Below are 19304 nucleotides of genomic sequence, written 5' to 3'. Positions count from 1 at the left end.
CACGGCCTGCACGGCTTCGCCAGTGGGTGCACGCTGTTTTCAGCGCAGCCTGCCATGACAACGGTTACACCCGCGTCAGCGCATGGCCACTGCGCTATTCTCGACGCCGTGGGTGATCCACCACCTGCGTATCTCCTTAGTCCGGACGCGCTGCATGCCTGATTCGACCCCACCGCACACCCCGCCTGCCGGCACGGCCCTGCGCCCGTTGCAGCGCTGGCGCAGCGAGGGGCAACAGCCGCTGGTCGACGTGGTGGCCGAGGAAGTGCCGGTGGCGCTGCGTTACAACGGCACCGCCTTCGCGGTGATGATGGCCACACCCTGCGACCTGGAGGACTTTGCGCTGGGCTTCTCGCTCAGCGAGGGATTGATCGCTACGCCTGCCCAATTGCTGGCCATCGAGGTACGACCGCAACTGGAAGGCATCGAGCTGCAGATGACCGTGACCGAGGATGCACCCGGTGCCGACCTGGATCCGGCCAACGGGCGCCTGCTGCCCGGCCGCGGTGGCTGCGGCCTGTGCGGCACGCGCCAGCTGGAGGAAGTGCTGCGGCCGCTGCCCGAGGTGCGCGAACGGCGAACCTACCCGCCAGCAGCCCTGCAACGGGCGCTGGCCACGCTGGTGCAGCATCAGCCGATGAATGCGGCGAGCGGTTCGACCCATGCCGCGGCCTGGGCCGACGCCAGCGGTCGCATCGGCTGGGTGCGCGAAGACGTCGGCCGCCACAACGCGCTGGACAAGCTGATCGGCGCCCTGCATCACAATGAACACACGATCGAGGGGGGGCTGCTGCTGATTTCCAGCCGCGCCAGCTACGAAATGGTCAGCAAAGCCGTACGGGCCGGCGTCAGCGTACTGGCTGCTGTCTCGGCACCGACCGCGCTGGCGATCGACCTTGCCCGTAGTGCAGGCCTGTGCCTGGTCGGGTTCGCGCGGGAAAGCGGATTCAACGTGTATACCCATCCCGAGCGGCTGCAGGCGAACGATAACCGGGACGACTGAGAACGACCGGGAGCACGACGCCCCCGGTCTGGCACAGCTCAGCGCAGCGCCACCTTCGGGAAGTCCACCGGCACGTCGAACGCTACGTTGACGTAGTTCGTGAACAGGTTGAGCGCTACGTGGGCGAGGATCTCAACGATCTGCTCATCGTCGAAGCCGGCCGCACGCAGCGCCTGCACATCGCCATCGGTGACCTGCGCACGCTGCTCGACTACCTTCAGCGCGAAGTCCAGGGCAGCGGCGGTAGCCGGGTCACTGGACTGACCGATCTGTGCAGCGGCCATCTGCTCGCTGCTGGCACCCGCCTTGCGGCCCAGCGCGGTGTGTGCGGCCAGGCAATACTCGCAGGCATTGCGGTTGGCGATGGCCACGGCGATCTGCTCGCCCAGCAGCGGCGACAGGCGACCGCCGCCCAGCGCGCCGAACGAACCCCACATGCTCTGCAGGGCGGCTGGCGAGTTGGCCACGGCGCGGAACATGGCCGGGGTGGCGCCGAAGGCAGCGTGGACCTGACCCAGCAGGGCCTGGCGGTCGGCGGTGGTGTTGGCGGCATCGATCAGGGGGACACGGGACATGGTGGATCTCCTTGGGAAAGCGCCCGGGATTGGACGACCCGCTCATCCTAGGTAGACTCGCTGGACGCTTCAGGCGCAATCAGCCACACATGTTGTCCATTCATCCATGAGCACGCCCACCGACACCTCCCCACCCGACCGTCTCTCCTCCCTGCTGGAGCGCTTCCGGGTGCAGGCCGCGCTGTTCCACAGCGGTCCGCTGTGCGGGCGCCATGTCTTCGAGCCGCAGCCCGGTCGTGCCTTCCTGCACATCCTGCGCCAGGGTGAAATGGAGGTCCGTCATCCCGACGGCGATATCGCGCTGCCCCGGTTGAAGATCGACACACCCAGCCTGCTGCTGTATCCGCAACCGCTGCACCATGTGTTCTTCAATGCACCGCTGGAAGGCCCGGATTTCACCTGCGCCACGCTGGATTTCGATGGCGGCGCGCGTAATCCGATCGTGCAGTCGCTGCCGCCGGTGATGGTGGTGCCACTGGCCGCGATCGGCGAACTGGATGACACCCTGCACCTGCTGTTCGCCGAGGCCGATCGCCAGCGCTGTGGTTCACGGCTGCTGACCAACCGCCTGTTCGAGGTCGCGCTGATCCAGATCCTGCGCTGGGTGGTGGACCACCCGGATGCGGCCGGCGTCAGCCATGGGTTGATGCGGGGGCTGTCGGATGTACGGCTGGCACGCACACTGGTGGCGATGCACCAGGCGCCACAGGACGAATGGACGCTGCCGCGCATGGCCGCGACGGCCGGCATGTCGCGCAGCGCGTTCGCGGCCGTGTTCAAGGACGTGATGCAGGCAACGCCGGCCAGTTATCTGCTGGACTGGCGGCTGAGCCTGGCCTGCGCGCAGTTGAGGGCCGGCGTGGCGGTCAAGCAGGTGGCGATCGAGGTGGGCTTTGCCGATACCGCGTCGCTGTCGAAAGCGTTCCGCAAACGGTTGGGGGCGTCGCCGAGGGCGTGGTTGGCCGCGAGCGCAGCGCAGGCTGGGTAAATAGGTAACGGGTAGAGTCGACCGCGGGTCAGCTATCGCGCGAAGCGCGGGGGTTTCGTTGCCTGACCGAAGAGCAGTCGAGCATGGCTCGACGCTACAAGTGCGGTGACCCATCAGGCTTCGCCAGCAGCCCGGCGATGCGCTCGGCAACACGGGCGCGCACGCCTTCATCGAGCTGCCCTTCGTACATCGCCTCGTAGATCCACAGGCCATCGGCGGCCAGCCGCGCCACGAAATTGTCGAGCGCTGCGCTGTCTTCCGCTGTACCCGCCTCCGGCGGCAGCGGTGCCCAGCGACGCACCGCCGGTCCCCACGGGCGCTCTTCGGCGTCCGGGTCGGCCGATTCGAGCATGAACATCAGCTCGGCACGGGTGGCGCTCTGGGCCGACACGCGCACGAAGGTCTGGTAACGCTCCAACGCAGTGGCCTGCTCGGCGGTCTTGCCCAGCAACGCTTCCATCGACGTCTCCCAGGCCTGTACCAGGTGTTCGTCGATCCCCCGCAGCAGCGCCTCGCGGGACGGGAAGTGATACAGCAGGCCACCGCGTGTCAGCTGGGCCTCGGCCGCCACCGACTCAAAGGTCACCGCGCGCACGCCGTCACGATTGATCACGTTGACGGCGGCGTCGAGGATGCGATCGCGCTTGCTGGTTCTCATCGCTTCATTTTACGCGATCGGCCGCGCCCTCGCGGCTGCCGACGCGGCCGCGCAGCAGGCGCGCGATGATCGCCGCACCCAGCGCCAGCGCCGCCATGATCACCAGCAGCACGATCTGGTAGCCACGGTCATACGCGGCCGCAGCCAGTGCGAACCACTCGCCCTGCCCGCTCGCGCGCGCGGCATGCAGCGCCTGGGTGAAACCCTCGCGGGCAAGCGCGGGCATATCGGCCGAGACCGGCAGGAACGCGCTGTACATCGCGGCGCTCAGGCTGCCCAGCATCGCCACCGCCAACAGGCCACCGAACTCATAGGACACTTCTTCCACCGACGAGGCCATGCCCGCACGGTGCGCCGGCACGTTGTTGAGGATGGCGGTGGACGCCACCGAGATGGCCGAACCCATGCCGAAGCCGGTGATGGCCATGCCAGCCACCACCCAACCAAGGCCGTGCAGGAAGCCGAACGCCACCACGCCGACGCCCAGCGCACCTGCGGCCAGGCCACCACAGATCAGCGGGCGCAGGCCAACCCGGTGCAGGATGCTGCCGCCGAGCAGCGCACTGGGCAGGCTGCCCAGTGCCGCCACCGACACCAGCAGGCCCGCCTGCAGCGGCGTGAAACCTGCCACCAGCTGGAAGCGCTGCGTGGTGACCAACTGCAGGCCGGCCATCGCGAACAGGGTGAACACCGCCGACAGCGTGCCGGCCAGGAACGCCGGATTGCGGAAGATCGCAAAGTCCAGCAGCGGGTACGGCAGCTGTTGCTGGCGGCGTGCGAACGCCGCACCGCTGACGACGGCCAGCAGCAGCGCGCCCGCGCCCAGCGCATACGACGGCGGCGTGGCGATCAGCGACTTGATCGCCAGCACCAGGCCGGACAGTGCAGCCAATGCCAGCACTGACGACACAAGGTCCCATGGCCGCGAGGTGTCGCGCTGTCCTTCCGGCGCCAGCAGCAGCGTGGCCACGAACGCGACCACCACCACCGGCACGTTGATCAGGAACACCGAGCCCCACCAGAAGTGCTGCAGTAGCCAGCCGCCAATGATCGGGCCGAGCGCCGCACCGACGATGGCGACCGAACCCCAGATCGCGATGGCGATGTTGCGTTCGCGTTCTTCGTGGAAGCTCAGTCCGATCAACGCCAACGTGGCCGGCATCATCGCTGCGGCACCGATCGCCAGGAATGCACGCGCGGCAATCAGCTGCGTTGCGGTGTCAGCGAACGCCGCTGCCAGCGAGGCGACGCCGAACACCACCAGGCCGATCAGGAACATGCGCCGGTGACCGATGCGGTCGCCCAGCGTGCCCGCACCCAGCAGCAGGCCGGCCATCACCAGCGGATAGGCGTTGATGATCCACAGCGCCTGGCCGGCACTGGCCGAGAGTTCTTCGGTAATGGTGGGCAGCGCGGTGTAGAGCACGGAGTTGTCGAGCGTGACCAGCAGCAGGCCGGCGGCGACGGTGAACAACAGCGCCCAGCGACGGGCACGCGACAGGGCCGGCGCACCGGCCAAGGGCTGGGACAAAGCCATGGGAGAACCTGATGGGGGTGGAATACGGCCATAACTATACAGGATGTCCTGTATAGTTATGAAAACAGCGCCACCAATTCAGATTGGGGCCCGGGCAATGTTCATGTTGTCGTGCCCGTCATGCCGGGTCGTGCCCGGTGTCAGGGATCATCACCGGCAATCTTCCGGCAGTGCGGCAATCGCCGATACCACCGCCGCCTGCATGCCCTTCCCGACGGCCATGTCCAGTTCCCCGCCAGTTCCCCCATGCTGGCGCCGCAGCTCGTCCTCGCACAGGCCGCGCACCCGCGCACGGGCATTCGCGCGCAGGCTGCTGCACCTCCAGTCGGCGCCACCCAGCGGCAGCACCGAATACACCACGCTGTTGCAGGCGTTGCCGGCACGCTGCTGCAGCGACAGTCCACCAAAATCCCGCGGTTCGCTGCTGCGTTGCGGGTCGAAGTAGCTGTCCGGAAACGTGCGCGCATACTGTTCGATGTCCACGGCCATGCTGCGCCCACCGGCCAACGGCATCTGCAGCGGCTGCCCGCACGGCGTCGCATCGGCGCGGTGCTGGATGTACTGGTAGATCGGCCGGTCCAGCGATGGGTCCTGCTGGGTCACCGCGCTGACTGCCGCCAGCACCGGCAGCGATGCACGATTGGCCATGCGCGCCAGCAGCCCCGCCTGCGCCGGCTGGCAGCGGTCGCGCAATGTTGCTGCGAGCAGGAAGAGCACGTCGTTGCGAAACGCGGGGTCATCACCCAGACGCTGTTCGATACGCTGGCTGGCATCGGACGCCGGTGCCGGAAACGCGACCGCAGGCGGCGCGGTGGGTGCGCGCTGCCGCTGCCACCACACCAGCAGCACCACCGCGCCCAGCAGCACCCCGGTAGCCATGAGCCATCGCCTGCGCATCAGTTGCGGATCGCCGTCAGCGTGGCTGCCGCGGCATCGTAGGACGCGCTGGCGATGTCCGCGTCGAAACGCTTCACCTGCAGGCGGCCGGCAAGCCGGTACGGATCCCACAGATCGCCCAGCGCGATCGGTGTCGCCAGGGTCACGTGGATGATCTGGTTGGGTGGCGGCGGCGGCACATGGATACACGCGCCGTAGAACGGCACGAACAGCAGTTCATCGACCAGGCCGGCATCGTTGGTGCCGAGCGGTACCACGTAGCCATCCAGATCCACCGCGCGACCGTCGACAGCGTCGACCACGCGCGAGGAGCCGAACTGCTTGGCCCGGTCCGGGCTGGAATGGTCGATCTCCAGCCCCGGTGGCGTGCCCGAGCCGGTGTCGTCGATCAGGCCACCCACGCCCTCCATGCCATTGCGTGACAGGCCGATCTGCGGGGGTGGGCGCTGGTAGGTCACTTCGTCGGGTCGCAACGCGTCCCAACGGTCGATGGGGGCTTCGGCCGTGGCGGAGGGCGCCGGCTTGTGCTGCGGCCCGACCACCAAGGCATCGCCGCCCGGCGCCGTACAGCCTGCCAACCACAGGCATCCCACCGCCAGCAACAGGTGACTACGGTTCATAGGGCCTCAGCTGTGCGTCACGCATGGTGTAGGCCGAACCGGCCAGATCGTCATCCAACCGTTCGGCGCGCAGGGTGCCCGCCAGGAAGAACGGTGAGTACATGTCCGGCATCTCGATCGGGCGCGGCAGCACGACGTGCACGATCTGGTTCGGTGGCGGTGGTGGCACGTGGATGCAGGCGCCGTAGTACGGCACGAACAGGAATTCGGTCAGCCGCCCGTCCTGCGCGTTGGCCAGTGGCACCACGTAACCCGGCAGGCGCACCGGCCGCTGCAGGACCGTGTCCACCGTGCGGAAGGTACCGATCTGCGGCATGCGCCGGTTGCCGTTGTGCTCGACCTCCGGGCCCTCGCCCCGCTCCAGCGCGGCCAGCTCGTCCTTGGGCATCATCTGCAACCAGTCCAGCTCCTGCTCCACAGCGCCTGCAGGGTCATCGCGGTCGACGACCGGCGAGGGTGGCAAGGCCTGTACGCCGGTATCCACCGGCCGCTCACAGGCGGCCAGCGCCAGCACCATTGCCACTACCCGCATCCATCGCATGCTCAACCTCCCGGTGAAAGGCCATCGGCCAAGGTGCGCCGGTAAGCGAGCAACGCCGGGACCAGCCCGGCTACGGCGCTGATCAGCAGCACGCCCGCTGCCCATGCCAGTTCACGGCCATCCGGCCAGACATGGGTGATCGACAGACCGAAGGTGGCCAGTACCCAGCCGCGCCCGGCAATGCTGGCGACCACCAGCAGCGACAGGGCCAGCACGCTGGCCACCGCACTGGTCGCCACCGCTTCCACCACGAGCAGGCCCGCGATGTAGCCCGGTCGCGCACCGGTGGCACGCAGGATGGCCATCTCGCGCCGGCGCTCCTGCAGGGTGGAGACCAGCAGCGCCACCAGCGAGACCATGCCCAGCAGCACCACCATTGCACTGATCAGCTGCAGGGCTCGCTCGGCGGTGCCCAGCGACTGCCACAGCTGCTGCAGGGTCACGCCGGGCAGGATCGCCAGCATCGCCTCGTCCGGATACTCGTTGATCCTGCGCTGTACCGAGAACGTGGCGATGCGCGAGTTCAGGCCGAGCATGAAGGCGGTGATGCTGGTCGGGGTCAGGTCCAGGTGGCGCGCCTGCTCGGCGCTGACGCTCTGGCTGCGCAGCTGCACGCCCGATCGCCAGTCAACATGGATCGCCTCGATGGCCGGCAGCGAGACCAGCAGCGACGAATCCACCGGCGTGCCGGTGCGCTGCAGGATGCCGGCAACGCGGAACGGCTTGTCGGCATGCGTGGCCAGCGTGACCGCGCCGGTGCCGTGCGCCAGCACGATCTCGTCGCCGAGGCCGACCTTCTGCGCGCGAGCCACCTCCGCGCCGATCACCGCGTCATACAGATCATCGAAGGGCCGCCCCTGTGCAAAGGCCAGCGCGTGGCCGGAACCATAACGATAGTGTTCAAAGTAGCCGCCAGTGGTACCCACTACCCGGTAGCCGCGCCAGGAATCGCCCAGCGACAACGGCACCGACCACTTCACTTGCGGCAATGCGGACAGCTCCTGGTAGGACTGCCAGGACACGTTGTTGGTCGGGTCGCCGATATGGAACACCGAATACAGCAGCAGGTTCACCGGTCCCGAACGCGCACCGACGATCAGATCGGTGCCCGATACGGTGCTGGCAAACCCCTCGTGCGCCTGCGTGCGTACACGCTCGACGCCCAGCAGCAGCACCACGCTGAGGGTGATGACCAGCACGGTCAGGCCCACGCTCAACGCGCGGCTGCGCAGGCTGGCCCAGGCAAGCTCAAGCATGGCCGGCACCTGCCTGGTTGATCTCGGACAGTGAAATGGTGCGATCGAACAACGGCTGCAGGCTGTCGTCATGGCTGACCACCAGCACCGTGGTGCCGGCCGCCTGGCACTGCGCGGACATCAGCTGCAGGAAGGCGCTCGCCGCTTCGCGGTCGAGCGCCGAGGTGGGCTCATCGGCCAGCAGCAACGCCGGCCGGCCGATCAGGGCGCGCGCTGCCGCCACGCGTTGTTGCTGGCCGACACTGAGCGTACCCGCCCGCCGCTGCATCAGCTCAGGATTGAGCTGCAGGGCCTGCAGCAGGCGGGCGATCTCGGCATCCAGCGGCCCGCTGATGCGTGCGCTGCGCAGGCGCGAGAAGCGCAGGCCCAGCGCGATGTTGTCGCGCACGGTGAGGAACGGCAGCAGATTGAACTGCTGGAAGATCACGCCCAACTGGTCGGCACGGAAACGATCCCGCGCCGCACCCCCCATGTCCTGCAGTGCGTGGCCGGCCACCTCGACACGGCCCTTGCCGGGCAGCAGCACGCCCGCCAGCAGGCCCAGCAGGGTGCTTTTGCCGCCACCGCTGATTCCGCGCAGCAACACGCTGCTGCCCTGCTCGACCCACAACCGCGGGATGTCCAGCACCAGCCGCGTGCCGTAGCCGAACTGCACGTCTTCCAGCGAGATCACCGGTGCCGCGCTCACGGTGCCAGCACCACGCGCAGGTTGTCGGGCGTCAGCACACTGCGGTTTTGGCCATTGGCGGTTGCGCTGTTGACGATGACTTCGTGCAGGCCCGGGAAAAGTACGGGCAGGCGCACGACGATGGCGCGCAGCGCGGCAGGTTTGGCACAGTGGTACTGCAGCGTTGCGCTGAAACCTGCGTGCCGGTGCTGTCCCGGCGGCGGCGCGGCGGCCGTCGCGTCGAAGCCCTCCGCATCGGCTTTACTGGTGGCCAGACGGCAGCCCGCAGCGGTGGGCAAGGTGACCCAGTTGCCGCCCTTCAGCAATGACGTCGCCCGTGCCAGCGCGGCCTGCTCGGCTGCATTGGCCGGCGGCCGCTCGTAATCGAGGATGCCGATGCCGGGGGCCTGAAGGCCGAATTCCAGGGTTTGCTGTTCAAGCGCAACATCGACGGTCGCCTGGCCGTGCACATGCGGTGCGTGCTGGCGGATGTCATGGGCCTGCGCGCCGCTGGCAGCGAGCAGCAGGAAAAGAGCAGCGGGAAGCTTCATGGGAAAGACTCCAATTGTTACTATGTAACATTATGGACCACATTCCCACGACCCCCGCAAGGGCCCTGGCCCAGCCGCCAACTTCGGCACGCTGGCACCCCCGCTTCGATCTTGCCGGTGCCTGGCTGTCCCTGGCCTGCGCCGCCCACTGCATCGCCCTGCCCCTGCTGCTGGCCTTCGTGCCGGCAGCGATGATGGCGCTGCGCTCGTTCCAGCATCCCGGCCATAGCGCGATGACATTGCTGCTGATGATGTCGCGCTGGGAGTGGCTGTTCGCGCTGCTGGCCTCCTCGCTGGCCTTGGCGAGTACCTCGGCCGGGGTGCACCGGCACGGGCGCTGGCAGCCCCTGCGGCTGGCCTGCGCCGGCGCCATCCTGCTGCTGTCGGCCTCTCTGTATCTGCCGCTGAAGGAATCGCTGCTCTGGCATGGCGTAGCGACAGCCAGTGGTGGCGCGCTGCTGGCGTTCGCTCACATCGGCAACCGACGGGCGCTGCGCAAACGGTAGTGCCGGCCGCTGGCCGGACGGAAAAACACCATCCACGCGTGGCGTGGATCTACTGAGGCACTTCCGGCAGCCGGCCAGCGGCCGGCTCTACCCTTCTCTATTCGTCGAACGGTCGCTGTCCCAGCGTCTGCGTCACGTGGTCCACGAAACAGGTGATGCGCGCGGCCAGCGCGGTGTTGCGGTAGTACACCGCATTGATCGGCTGCCGCACGTCCTGCGTCTGTTTGCCGAACAGCTGCACCAATCGGCCCTCGCGCCGGTCCTGGCGGGTCAGGAAGTCCGAGAGGCACGCAATGCCCAGCCCCGCCACCGCCATCTGCCGCAGCGTCTCGCCACTGGATGAAGCGATCGCCGGCGCGATCACGAAAGGCCCGCCATCGGCATCGTGCAGCGGCCACTCGTTCAATGAACTGGGCTGGGTAAATCCCAGCAGATCGTGCTTGCGCAGCTGCTCCACGCGTGTCGGCGTGCCATGCCGTCGCAGGTACTCGGGACTGGCGACGACGCGGATGCGGCTGTGGCCGATCGGCCGCGCATGCAGGGTGGAATCGCGCAGCACGCCGATGCGGAACGCCACGTCGGTGCGCTTCTCGATCAGGTCGGTGATGCCCTCGTTGGAATTCAGCTCCAGCTCCACTTGCGGGTAGCGCTCGCGGAAGCCCTCCAGCAACGGCACGATCACATGCAGCATGAACGGCGTGGCGGCGTCCACGCGCAGGCGCCCGACCGGCTGCAGCCGCCGCGCGGCCATCTGTTCCTCGGCCTCGTCCACCGTGGCCAGGATCGTGCGCGCGTACTCCAGGAACGCCGCGCCTTCCTCGGTCAGCTCCAGCCGCCGCGTGGTCCGCCGCAGCAGCGTGGTCTGCAGCTTGTCTTCCAGCCGCGCCAGGGTGCGGCTGGTGGCGGAGATGGTCAGTTCCAGCGCCTCGGCCGCCGCCGTGATCGAACCACTGTCGACCACGGCCACGAAGGCCTTCAGTTCATCCAGGGTGGTTTTCATTTTTTACCTCGGCGCAAAAGCTTTTCCCGTATACACAGCTTAATCAACAAATGTAAAGCGCCCACACTTCGCCCTGTCCCGAGCCCACCGGCTCCCAACGAAGTCCCTGGAGTCCATCATGAGCGTTCCTTCCTTTGGCGTCGGCACCTTCCGCCTGACCGGCCAGACCGTCATCGACTCGGTGCGCAACGCCCTCGAGGTCGGCTACCGTGCGGTCGATACCGCGCAGATCTATGGCAACGAAGCCGAAGTCGGCCAGGCCATCGCCGAATCCGGCGTCCCACGCGACCAGCTGTTCCTGACCACCAAGATCTGGGTGGACAACTACGCCGCCGACAAGCTGATCCTGAGCCTGCGCGACAGCCTGGCCAAGCTGCGCACCGACTATGTCGACCTGCTGCTGATCCACTGGCCGGCGCCGGGCAATGGCGTTGAACTGCGCGAGTACATGACCGCGCTGGCCGACGCCAAGACGCTGGGCCTGACCCGCCAGATCGGTGTGTCCAACTTCAACATCGAGCTGACCCGGCAGGCCATCGAGGTGGTCGGTGCCGGCGAGATCGCCACCAACCAGATCGAACTGAGCCCCTACCTGCAGAACCCGGCACTGACCACCTTCCTGCAGGACCAGGGCATCACCGTGACCTCCTACATGACCCTGGCCTACGGCAAGGTGCTGAAGGATCCGGTGCTGGCCACCATCGCCGGCAAGCACCAGGCCACCGTGGCCCAGGTTGCGCTGGCGTGGGCGCTGCAGCGCGGTTACTCGGTCATCCCGTCCTCGACCAAGCGCGAGAACCTGGCCAGCAACCTGCTCGCCCAGGACCTGCGCCTGGATGCCGATGACATGGCCGCGATCGCCGCGCTTGACCGCAACGGCCGCGAAGTCGATCCGCCGGGCCTGGCCCCGGCCTGGGACTGAGGCGCCAGGCCATGGGCAGTGCGATGACCCGGTTGCAGGCCGGTGGTTTCAGCATCGGCATCGAAGCACCGCTGGACAATGACTGGACGCCGCTGGGCGAACAGGCACGACGCGCCGCGCGACGCCTGCCCGGCGAACCGGACCTGCAGTGCCATGCAGAACTGGCACGCTTGGCCGACCGCCTCGGCTTCCGTGCGCTGTGGGTGCGCGACGTGCCGGTGTACGACCCGGCCTTCGGTGATGCGGCACAGGTGTTCGAGGTATTCAGTTACCTCGGCTATCTGGCTGGCATCACCAAGGACATCCTGCTGGGTACTGGTGCGGTGGTGCTGCCGATCCGCGAGCCGTTGCTGACCCTGAAGTCGGCGCGCAGCGTGCAGCGGCTCAGCGGTGACCGCCTGCTGCTGGGCGTGGCCAGTGGCGACCGCCCGGTGGAGTACCCGCTGTTCGGCCGCGACTTCGACACCCGCGGCAGCCGCTTCCGCGAGCAGATCGCATTGCTGCGCGAAGGCGCCGCCGCGCACCTGCCGCAGGGCTTGGACGTGCTGCCTGCGGATGGCCCGGCCCTGCCGCTGTTCGTGGCCGGCCTGGCCCAGCAGCAACCGGCGTGGATCGGCCAGCACATGGATGGCTGCCTGGCCTACCCGGGCACGCCACAGGACCATGCGCAACGCGTGGCGGCCTGGCGCGCCGTGGCCGGCAACAAGCCGTATGCCAGCTTCATCCACCTGGACCTGGTGGCCGATGCCGATGCCCCGCTGCAGCGCTGGCGCTTTGGGCTGCGCGGCGGCCGCAACGCCCTGCTGGCCGAGCTGCACGCCCTGCAGGCGGCCGGTGTCGACCACATCGGCCTGCAGTTCCGCCGCAACGAACGGCCGTTGGCCGAGACCTTCCACGAGATCGCCGAGTACGTGCTGCCGCACTTCCCGGCCCATGCCGACGCCGCTGCGCCGCATGCCCCGCTTGCCGCCCCCGCGACGGCCTGACAGTTACCGGAGCTTTGCCATGAAAATGAAGACCCTGGCCGCGCTTGCGCTGGCCACCCTGCCGCTGTCCTTCCAGGCCACCGCCGAGGACTGGTACCCCTCTGCCTACGGCGCCAACGACGAGATCGGCGCCGCCAACCTGCTCACCACGGACGTGGTCAAGCACGCGGTATCGCTGGTCAGGACCGGCAAGACCTATCCGCTGGCGGTGCCGGTGGACAAGAACCTGCCCGCGTTCCGCCACCGCAGCTTCCGCCTGTACAACGTGCAGGTCGGCCAGCAGGCCGGCAAGTCGCTGGGCCCCAACAGGTTCACCTTCAACGATGAACTGGTGAACGCCTGGACCGGCGTTGGCACCCAGCTCAACGGCATCGGCCATATCGGCATCGACAACGTCTACTACAACGGCAACAAGGCCGCCGACTTCGTCACCGTGGACGGTGTGCGCAAGCTCGGCGTCGAGAAGGTGCCGCCGATGGTCACCCGCGGCGTCGTGCTGGACATGGCCGCGCACTACGGCAAGGCGATCGTGCCCGGCGGCACCGAGTTCACCGTGGCCGACATCCAGGCCGTGCTGAAGAAGCAGGGCCTGAGCCTGCGCAAGGGCGACGTGGTGCTGTTCAACACCGGCTGGCTGGAACTGATCGGCAAGGACGACAAACAGTTCCTGGAAGTGGAACCGGGTATCGGCATGGAGGCGGCGAAGTGGCTGGCCGACCAGGGCATCGTCGCCTTCGGTGGCGACACCTGGGCCTCGGAGGTCTACCCGAACCCGAACGGTGCCGAGGAGTTCCCGATCAACCAGTACTTGCTGGCCAAGCGCGGCATCTACAACCTGGAGCTGATCGACAGCCGTGCGCTGGTGCGCGACAAGGCCTGGGAATTCCTGTTCGTGCTCGGCCAGCCGCTGTACGTCGGCTCGACCCAGGTCAACATCAACCCGGTGGCGATCCGATGAACGCGGCGTCCACCCTGCCACTGTTCGCCGGCCGCCGCTTCCGCGTCAGCTATGACGGCCTGACGGCAGACAACGCGTACAGTGCCGATGGCCGCCATGTGCAGTACGCCATCATCTCCGGCACCTATGCCGGTGCGCAGGGCGAAGCCGCCTGCGAGTGGCAGCAGATCAGCGAAGGGGTCTATGTCATTTCGTGGCAGGAAGCCGATGGCGCAACGGTCGTGCATGTCGATGACTTCGTGGGCGGGCATTCGCTGGCCTGGTTCACCGCCACCGATGGCAGTTTCCATCGCATGCAGGGGCCGCTGCACGCGCTGTGATGCCGGCCAGCGGCCGGCACTACCTTGTTAGTGGGCCGCACATTACAGATCGGTAATGTGCGGGTCAGGGCAGCGAAAGGCGCTGCCCTCCACCCTGTGGGCCACGTCTTCCACAGGTGTCCCACGCATGGCCCGCTCCCTGCTCCGCTCCACCGTCCTTGCTGTCCTGCTGACCGGCCTCGCGGTTGCGCCGCTGGCGCTGGCCCATCCCAGCCTGGTGCGCTCGACGCCGGCCGCCGACGCCACCGTAGCCCCGGCGACCGAGATCACGCTGCAGTTCAGTGAGAAGGTGATGCCGCGTGCCACCCGCATCGAACTGAGCATGGACCATGGCCGCATGAAGATGGCCATGCCTACCGTCGCGCAGGACGTTTCCGAAGATGGCCACACGCTACGCGCGCGTTTCGCCAAGTCGCTGCCCGCCGGCAGCTACGCACTGCAATGGCGCGCGGTCGGTCAGGACAGTCATCCGATGACCGGCAGCTACCGCTTCACCGTGAAGTAAGGCTGCCGCCATGGCCGAGCTCTCGCCGTATGCGCTGCGGCTGGCGCTGTACCTGGTACTGATGCTGCTGTTCGGGCGGCTGCTGTTCGTCCGCCCCGGGCTGCCACGCGGCATCTCGCTGGCGCTCGCCGTGGTTGCGCTGATCCTGGTCGTCATCGATGCCGTGAACCGGTTGTCGGGCGTGCTCGGCATCCCGGCAGCCGATATCGACCCAGCAACGGCGCACTGGTTCCTCACCGGTACGCCGGTGGGTGAGGCGGGGCTGCTGCGCATCCTGGCCCTGCTGGCAATGCTGCCGCTGCTGGCAGTCAATCGCCCGGTGCAGGGCCTGCGCCGTCTGGCGCTGCTGATACTCACGGCGGTAGCTCTGGCCAGCCTCGCCTGGAATGGTCACGCCGCCGCCGGTGATGGATTCGGCGGGACGTTGCGGCTCGTGGCCGGCATCGTGCACCTGCTGGCCGCCGGTGCCTGGGTCGGCGCGATCGCCGCCATCCTGCAGCTGGCGCTGCGTCCACAGGGCCTGCGCCTGCACGAACGTACCCGCGAACTGTGGCAGGCCGCGCACAGCTTCGCCGTGCCGGGCACGATCATCGTCGCCCTGCTGGCGATGACCGGCACCTACACCTATGTCGATCTCGGCGGTTCCATACAGACCCTGACCGGCGCCGCGCATGGGCGTTGGCTGCTGCTCAAGCTGGCGCTGGTGGGCGGCATGCTGGGGCTTGCCGCGCTGCATCGCTGGCGGCTGGTACCAGCGCTGGCCAGCTCCATCCGCGGCGGCTGGCAACCCAGGCCGCTGCGCTCACTTCGCCACAGCCTGGCCTGCGAATCGGTGCTGGCGGTATTGGTGCTGGCCTGCGTCGCGGTGCTCGGAATGCTGGACCCATTGGCATGACTCATCCGTTCCAGCACGGGCCCAAGCTGCGATGATGGGCACACCATGAAACTGCTGATCGTCGAAGACGAACCCAAGACCGGCAGCTACCTGCGCCAGGGCCTGATCGAGGCCGGCTACGTGGTCGATCTCGCCTGCAACGGCGTCGACGGGCTGCATCTGGCCGGCAGCGGCGAGTACCAGCTGGTCATCCTCGACGTGATGCTGCCCGGCCTGGATGGCTGGAACGTGCTGTCGCGGCTGCGCGAGGCCGGATGGCAGGTGCCGGTGCTGTTCCTCACCGCGCGCAGCAGCATCGCCGACCGCGTTCAGGGCCTGGAGCTGGGCGCGGATGACTACCTGGCCAAACCATTCGCCTTCGCAGAGCTGCTGGCGCGTGTGCGCACCCTGCTGCGTCGTGGCCAGGCGCTGCCGCAGGCCGAGCGCATCGTCATCGCCGACCTGGTGGTGGATACCCTGCGCCGCCGGGTCGAACGCGGCGGCCAGCGCATCGCCCTCAGCCAGAAGGAATACACCCTGCTGGAACTGCTGGCGCGCCGACGCGGCGAAGTGCTGCCGCGCTCGTTGATCGCCTCGCAGGTATGGGACATGAACTTCGACAGCGACACCAACGTGATCGACGTGGCGATCCGCCGCCTGCGCGCGAAGATCGACGATGACTTCGACGCCAAGCTGATCGTCACCGTGCGCGGCATGGGCTATGTGCTGGAGGCGCCGGACGACGGTGCAGTGAAAAGCGGATGAGCCTGCGTCGCTCCATCGCGGTACGGCTGACGCTGCTGTTCGCCATCGTGGCTACGCTGGTGCTGGCCGCATTGGGCGTGGCGATCTATGTCAGCGCCCGCCACGACCTGGTGGCCCAGGACTTCAGCGAACTGGAGTACAAGGTTGCGTTGATCCGTGACCTGGCCGGCAACGGACCTGCGTCCGCACGCGGGCAGCGCTTGGCGGAGGCACTGGGCCACCATCCGGATATCGCCTTCCACATTGTTGATGGGAGCGGCGCAGTGCTCTTCTCGACCGCACCGGCACTACTGCGCGAGCATGCACGCAGCCAGCCGATCGACGCCGCGCCACGGCGGCACGACTGGATCCTCGCCGATGGTCGCTGCATGCATGCCCTGCACCTGCGCCAGACCCTGGCCGACGGCAGCGAGCTGGTCACCCTGCTGGCCATCGATGACGACCGCCACGCCGATTTCCTGCAGCGCTTCCGCCATCTGCTGGCGATCGCCATCATCGGCGCCGCCGCGGCCAGCAGCCTGCTCGGCGGCTACGTGGTGCGGCGCACGCTGCGGCCGCTGCGCACGCTGGCCGATGAGGCCCGGCAGATCACCGCCGACCGGCTGCAGCGCCGACTGAGTGCACGCAGCGCACCGGCCGAACTGGAGCAGCTGGCGCAGACGCTCAACGGCATGCTGGCGCGCCTGCAGCAGGACTTCGCGCGGCTGACCGAGTTCTCCGGTGATCTCGCCCATGAACTGCGCACACCGATCACCAACATGCTGACCCAGGTGCAGGTGGTGCTTGCGCACCCGCGCAGCAATGAGGCCTATCGCGAGACGCTGGCGTCCTGCGCCGAGGAACTGCAGCAGCTGGCGCAGACCGTGGGTGACCTGCTGTACCTGGCGCAGGCCGAAGCGCCGGGTGCACTGCCCTCGCGCGAGCCAGTGGCGCTGGATGCGGTGGTGGATTCGCTGCTGGAGTTCTACGAGCTTCTGGCCGAGGACCGACAGTTGACCCTGCGCCGCGAAGGTGTGGCGAGCGTGGAAGGCAACCGCTTGATGCTGCACCGGGCGATTGCCAACCTGCTGTCCAACGCGTTGAAGTACGCAGCCGTGGGCAGCGAAGTGCGGGTGCGGCTGGTCGAGGCCGATGGCGTGTGCAGGGTCAGCGTGCACAACCTTGGCACGCCGATCGCCAGCGAGGCGCTGCCGCGCCTGTTCGATCGTTTCTACCGCGGCGAGCGTGGCCGCCAAGAAGGTGCCGGACTGGGCCTGGCGATCACACGCGCGATCGCACAGGCGCACGGCGGCAGCGTGAGTGTTGTCTCGGATGACACCGGCACCCTGTTCGAGCTGGTGCTGCCGAGCACCTCAGCCCGGTAGTCCCGGCCGCTGGCCGGCAACCCCGGTCTGCTCAAACACCCCGGTCACCCAATCGATGAACACCCGCAAGCGCGGTGACGGCGTGCGGTTGCGTGGGTAGACCAGGCTCAGCGGACTCGGCGTCGGTGGCGTCTCGGGCAACAGCTCCGCCAACTGTCCGCGCGCGATGTACGGGTCCATCCGGTAGCGCGGCGCCTGGATGATGCCCAGGCCCGCCAGCGCGGCACCAAGGAACGCGTCAGCACCGGACACTCGCACCCGTGCCGGCAGCGGCACGTAGCGCACCTGCCCGCCCTGCTGGAACTCCAGAGGAATCAGCTGGCCGGTGGCGCTGGAGCGGTAGCCGACCATCTGGTGGCCGTCCTGCAGCGATTCGATGGTATCGGGCAGGCCGTGCGCCTGCACATAGCCCGGCGAGGCCACCGTGACCTCGCGCAGCATGGTCAAACGTCGCGCCGCCAGATCGCTGTCGGCCAGCGTCCCCACCCGCAACGCCGCATCCACGCCTTCACGCAGCAGGTCGACATAGCGGTCACCCTCGCTGACGTCCAGCTCGATCTCCGGGTAGCGCTGCAGGAATTCCGGCAGGTGCGGAAACAGCAGGTGCCGGCCCAGCGTGCCGTGCACTTCGATACGCAACGGGCCGCGTGGCGGCGCGTCACGGAACGCAGCCTCGGCATCATCCATGTCGGCGATCAAGCGCAGGCAACGGCCATAGAAAGCCTCGCCTTCCAGCGTCGGCACTACCAGCCGCGTGGTCCGGTGCAGCAGGCGCACGCCCAGCCGCTGTTCGAGCGCCTTGATCGCATCGGTCACCGTGGCCCGCGGCAGGTCCAGGTCCTCGGAGGCCCGGGTGAAGCTGCGGCGCTCGACGATACGGACGAAGGCGCGCATGGCCGTGAAGCGGTCCATTGTTCGGCTACCCGGATGATGTTGGCGGATTATGCATGATTATCCGGGCGGGAGAGATGACGAAGATGGCCCTGCGCCATTCGGCGCGCTCCGCTGGAACCGACCATGACCCTCTCCCCCGCCCGCACTGTCGCCCTGGTCACCGGCGGCTCCCGTGGCATCGGCGCCGCCATCTCCCGCCGGCTCGCCGCCGATGGCCACGCGGTCGCGATCAACTATGCGGGCCGCCGCGACGACGCCGAAGCCTTGGCGGCCGAACTCAACGCAGCCGGCGCGCAGGCGATCGCGCTGCAGGCCGATGTCGCCGATCCGCAGGCGGTGCGGCAGCTTTTCGATGCCATCGAGGCGCGTTTCGGCGGCATCGGCGTGGTGGTCAACAGCGCCGGCGTGCTGCAGCTGGCGCCGCTCGCCGACACCGACGACGCCCTGTTCGAGCGGGTGATCGGCATCAACCTCAAGGGTGCCTTCAACGTGCTGCGGGAAAGCACACGACGGGTACGCGACGGTGGCCGGCTGATCACCCTGTCCACCAGCGTGGTCGGCATCAAGCTGGAGAACTACAGCGTGTACGCGGCCAGCAAGGCAGCGGTGGAGACGATGGGCGCCATCCTCAGCAAGGAGCTGCGCGGGCGCAACATCACCGTGAACGCAGTGGCCCCAGGCCCGACCGCTACCGACCTGTTCCTGGACGGCAAGTCACCGGAACTGATCGAGCGGTTGGCGAAGATGAACCCCCTGCAGCGGTTGGGTACGCCGGAGGACATCGCCGGTGCGGTCGCCTTCCTGGCAGGCACCGATGGCGGGTGGATCAATGGCCAGGTGCTGCGCGCCAACGGCGGGATGGTGTGAATACCCCTTCTCTGGCTATCCTCGCTCAAACGGACGGGAGCCACGCGCAT

23 protein-coding genes are annotated in these 19304 nt (G+C 67.9%); 12 read left to right on the top strand and 11 right to left on the bottom strand.

Going from position 1 to position 19304, the window contains the following annotated elements; all coding sequences use genetic code 11:
- Positions 1–154 precede the first annotated feature (154 nt).
- Entirely contained in the window at positions 155–1003 is an 849-nt protein-coding gene (gene fdhD / locus RI032_RS18490) for a formate dehydrogenase accessory sulfurtransferase FdhD (RefSeq protein WP_322547471.1), read from the top strand.
- Between the two features lie 38 nt (positions 1004–1041).
- On the opposite strand, the gene RI032_RS18485 is transcribed toward fdhD, so the two are convergent.
- Positions 1042–1578 (bottom strand): carboxymuconolactone decarboxylase family protein, encoded by a 537-nt coding sequence (locus RI032_RS18485; protein ID WP_049409555.1) that lies wholly within the window; start codon positions 1576–1578, stop codon positions 1042–1044.
- Positions 1579–1684: 106 nt separating this feature from the next.
- Between RI032_RS18485 and RI032_RS18480 the strand changes: the two genes are divergently transcribed.
- Complete coding sequence (locus RI032_RS18480) at positions 1685–2566, top strand: AraC family transcriptional regulator (RefSeq protein WP_322547470.1); 882 nt, start codon at positions 1685–1687, stop codon at positions 2564–2566.
- A 94-nt stretch (positions 2567–2660) separates the two neighbouring features.
- Here the strand turns inward: RI032_RS18480 and RI032_RS18475 are convergent, their stop codons facing one another.
- The 8 genes from RI032_RS18475 to RI032_RS18440 all read right to left on the bottom strand — a co-directional run bounded on the left by RI032_RS18475 (position 2661) and on the right by RI032_RS18440 (position 9293).
- Entirely contained in the window at positions 2661–3224 is a 564-nt protein-coding gene (locus RI032_RS18475; protein ID WP_049481037.1) for a TetR/AcrR family transcriptional regulator, read from the bottom strand.
- A gap of 4 nt (positions 3225–3228) precedes the next feature.
- Positions 3229–4761: an MFS transporter gene (locus RI032_RS18470; RefSeq protein ID WP_322547469.1), complete on the bottom strand. Its 1533-nt coding sequence runs from the start codon at positions 4759–4761 to the stop codon at positions 3229–3231.
- A 150-nt stretch (positions 4762–4911) separates the two neighbouring features.
- Positions 4912–5658, bottom strand: a complete 747-nt coding sequence (locus RI032_RS18465) for a hypothetical protein (protein WP_071305287.1) — start codon at positions 5656–5658, stop codon at positions 4912–4914.
- Positions 5658–6278 (bottom strand): DUF3299 domain-containing protein, encoded by a 621-nt coding sequence (locus RI032_RS18460; protein ID WP_322547468.1) that lies wholly within the window; start codon positions 6276–6278, stop codon positions 5658–5660. Before RI032_RS18460 ends, RI032_RS18465 begins: the two co-directional genes overlap by 1 nt.
- Complete coding sequence (locus RI032_RS18455) at positions 6268–6819, bottom strand: DUF3299 domain-containing protein (protein WP_322547467.1); 552 nt, start codon at positions 6817–6819, stop codon at positions 6268–6270. The genes RI032_RS18460 and RI032_RS18455 overlap by 11 nt, the downstream gene beginning before the upstream one ends.
- 2 nt (positions 6820–6821) lie before the next feature.
- On the bottom strand, positions 6822–8075 hold the full coding sequence (locus RI032_RS18450; RefSeq protein WP_010485431.1) for an ABC transporter permease: 1254 nt from the start codon (positions 8073–8075) through the stop codon (positions 6822–6824).
- Positions 8068–8763: an ATP-binding cassette domain-containing protein gene (locus RI032_RS18445; RefSeq protein WP_010485429.1), complete on the bottom strand. Its 696-nt coding sequence runs from the start codon at positions 8761–8763 to the stop codon at positions 8068–8070. The genes RI032_RS18450 and RI032_RS18445 overlap by 8 nt, the downstream gene beginning before the upstream one ends.
- The gene (locus RI032_RS18440) at positions 8760–9293 is read right to left on the bottom strand and encodes a ZrgA family zinc uptake protein (protein WP_322547466.1); all 534 of its coding nucleotides are present in this window, start codon (positions 9291–9293) and stop codon (positions 8760–8762) included. The genes RI032_RS18445 and RI032_RS18440 overlap by 4 nt, the downstream gene beginning before the upstream one ends.
- A 32-nt stretch (positions 9294–9325) precedes the next feature.
- Between RI032_RS18440 and RI032_RS18435 the strand changes: the two genes are divergently transcribed.
- Complete coding sequence (locus RI032_RS18435) at positions 9326–9799, top strand: MerC domain-containing protein (protein WP_322547465.1); 474 nt, start codon at positions 9326–9328, stop codon at positions 9797–9799.
- A 97-nt stretch (positions 9800–9896) separates the two neighbouring features.
- Here the strand turns inward: RI032_RS18435 and RI032_RS18430 are convergent, their stop codons facing one another.
- Positions 9897–10799 (bottom strand): LysR family transcriptional regulator, encoded by a 903-nt coding sequence (locus tag RI032_RS18430; protein WP_010485424.1) that lies wholly within the window; start codon positions 10797–10799, stop codon positions 9897–9899.
- A gap of 118 nt (positions 10800–10917) precedes the next feature.
- Here RI032_RS18430 and dkgB point away from each other — a divergent pair, with 118 nt between their 5' ends.
- The 8 genes from dkgB (at position 10918) to RI032_RS18390 (ending at position 17493) form a co-directional block, all read left to right on the top strand.
- The gene (gene dkgB / locus RI032_RS18425) at positions 10918–11721 is read left to right on the top strand and encodes a 2,5-didehydrogluconate reductase DkgB (protein ID WP_322547464.1); all 804 of its coding nucleotides are present in this window, start codon (positions 10918–10920) and stop codon (positions 11719–11721) included.
- Between the two features lie 11 nt (positions 11722–11732).
- The gene (locus RI032_RS18420; RefSeq protein ID WP_322547463.1) at positions 11733–12707 is read left to right on the top strand and encodes a TIGR03571 family LLM class oxidoreductase; all 975 of its coding nucleotides are present in this window, start codon (positions 11733–11735) and stop codon (positions 12705–12707) included.
- 19 nt (positions 12708–12726) lie between these two features.
- On the top strand, positions 12727–13665 hold the full coding sequence (locus tag RI032_RS18415) for a cyclase family protein (protein WP_322547462.1): 939 nt from the start codon (positions 12727–12729) through the stop codon (positions 13663–13665).
- Positions 13662–13985: a MoaF-related domain-containing protein gene (locus RI032_RS18410; protein WP_322547461.1), complete on the top strand. Its 324-nt coding sequence runs from the start codon at positions 13662–13664 to the stop codon at positions 13983–13985. Before RI032_RS18415 ends, RI032_RS18410 begins: the two co-directional genes overlap by 4 nt.
- A gap of 127 nt (positions 13986–14112) precedes the next feature.
- Complete coding sequence (gene copC, locus RI032_RS18405; protein ID WP_159360231.1) at positions 14113–14490, top strand: copper homeostasis periplasmic binding protein CopC; 378 nt, start codon at positions 14113–14115, stop codon at positions 14488–14490.
- A gap of 10 nt (positions 14491–14500) precedes the next feature.
- The gene (gene copD / locus RI032_RS18400; protein WP_322547460.1) at positions 14501–15385 is read left to right on the top strand and encodes a copper homeostasis membrane protein CopD; all 885 of its coding nucleotides are present in this window, start codon (positions 14501–14503) and stop codon (positions 15383–15385) included.
- 45 nt (positions 15386–15430) lie between these two features.
- Complete coding sequence (locus RI032_RS18395; protein ID WP_322547459.1) at positions 15431–16129, top strand: heavy metal response regulator transcription factor; 699 nt, start codon at positions 15431–15433, stop codon at positions 16127–16129.
- Positions 16126–17493 (top strand): heavy metal sensor histidine kinase, encoded by a 1368-nt coding sequence (locus tag RI032_RS18390; protein WP_322547458.1) that lies wholly within the window; start codon positions 16126–16128, stop codon positions 17491–17493. Before RI032_RS18395 ends, RI032_RS18390 begins: the two co-directional genes overlap by 4 nt.
- Here RI032_RS18390 and RI032_RS18385 read toward each other — a convergent pair.
- Positions 17482–18405 (bottom strand): LysR family transcriptional regulator, encoded by a 924-nt coding sequence (locus RI032_RS18385; protein ID WP_019337204.1) that lies wholly within the window; start codon positions 18403–18405, stop codon positions 17482–17484. The genes RI032_RS18390 and RI032_RS18385 overlap by 12 nt on opposite strands.
- A 105-nt stretch (positions 18406–18510) precedes the next feature.
- Between RI032_RS18385 and RI032_RS18380 the strand changes: the two genes are divergently transcribed.
- The gene (locus tag RI032_RS18380; protein WP_322547457.1) at positions 18511–19254 is read left to right on the top strand and encodes an SDR family oxidoreductase; all 744 of its coding nucleotides are present in this window, start codon (positions 18511–18513) and stop codon (positions 19252–19254) included.
- Positions 19255–19304: the final 50 nt, after the last annotated feature.

It is taken from the genome of Stenotrophomonas geniculata (assembly GCF_034508895.1).
Taxonomy (GTDB): Bacteria; Pseudomonadota; Gammaproteobacteria; order Xanthomonadales; family Xanthomonadaceae; genus Stenotrophomonas; species Stenotrophomonas geniculata.
This window is presented reverse-complemented; position numbering and strand designations above follow the sequence as displayed.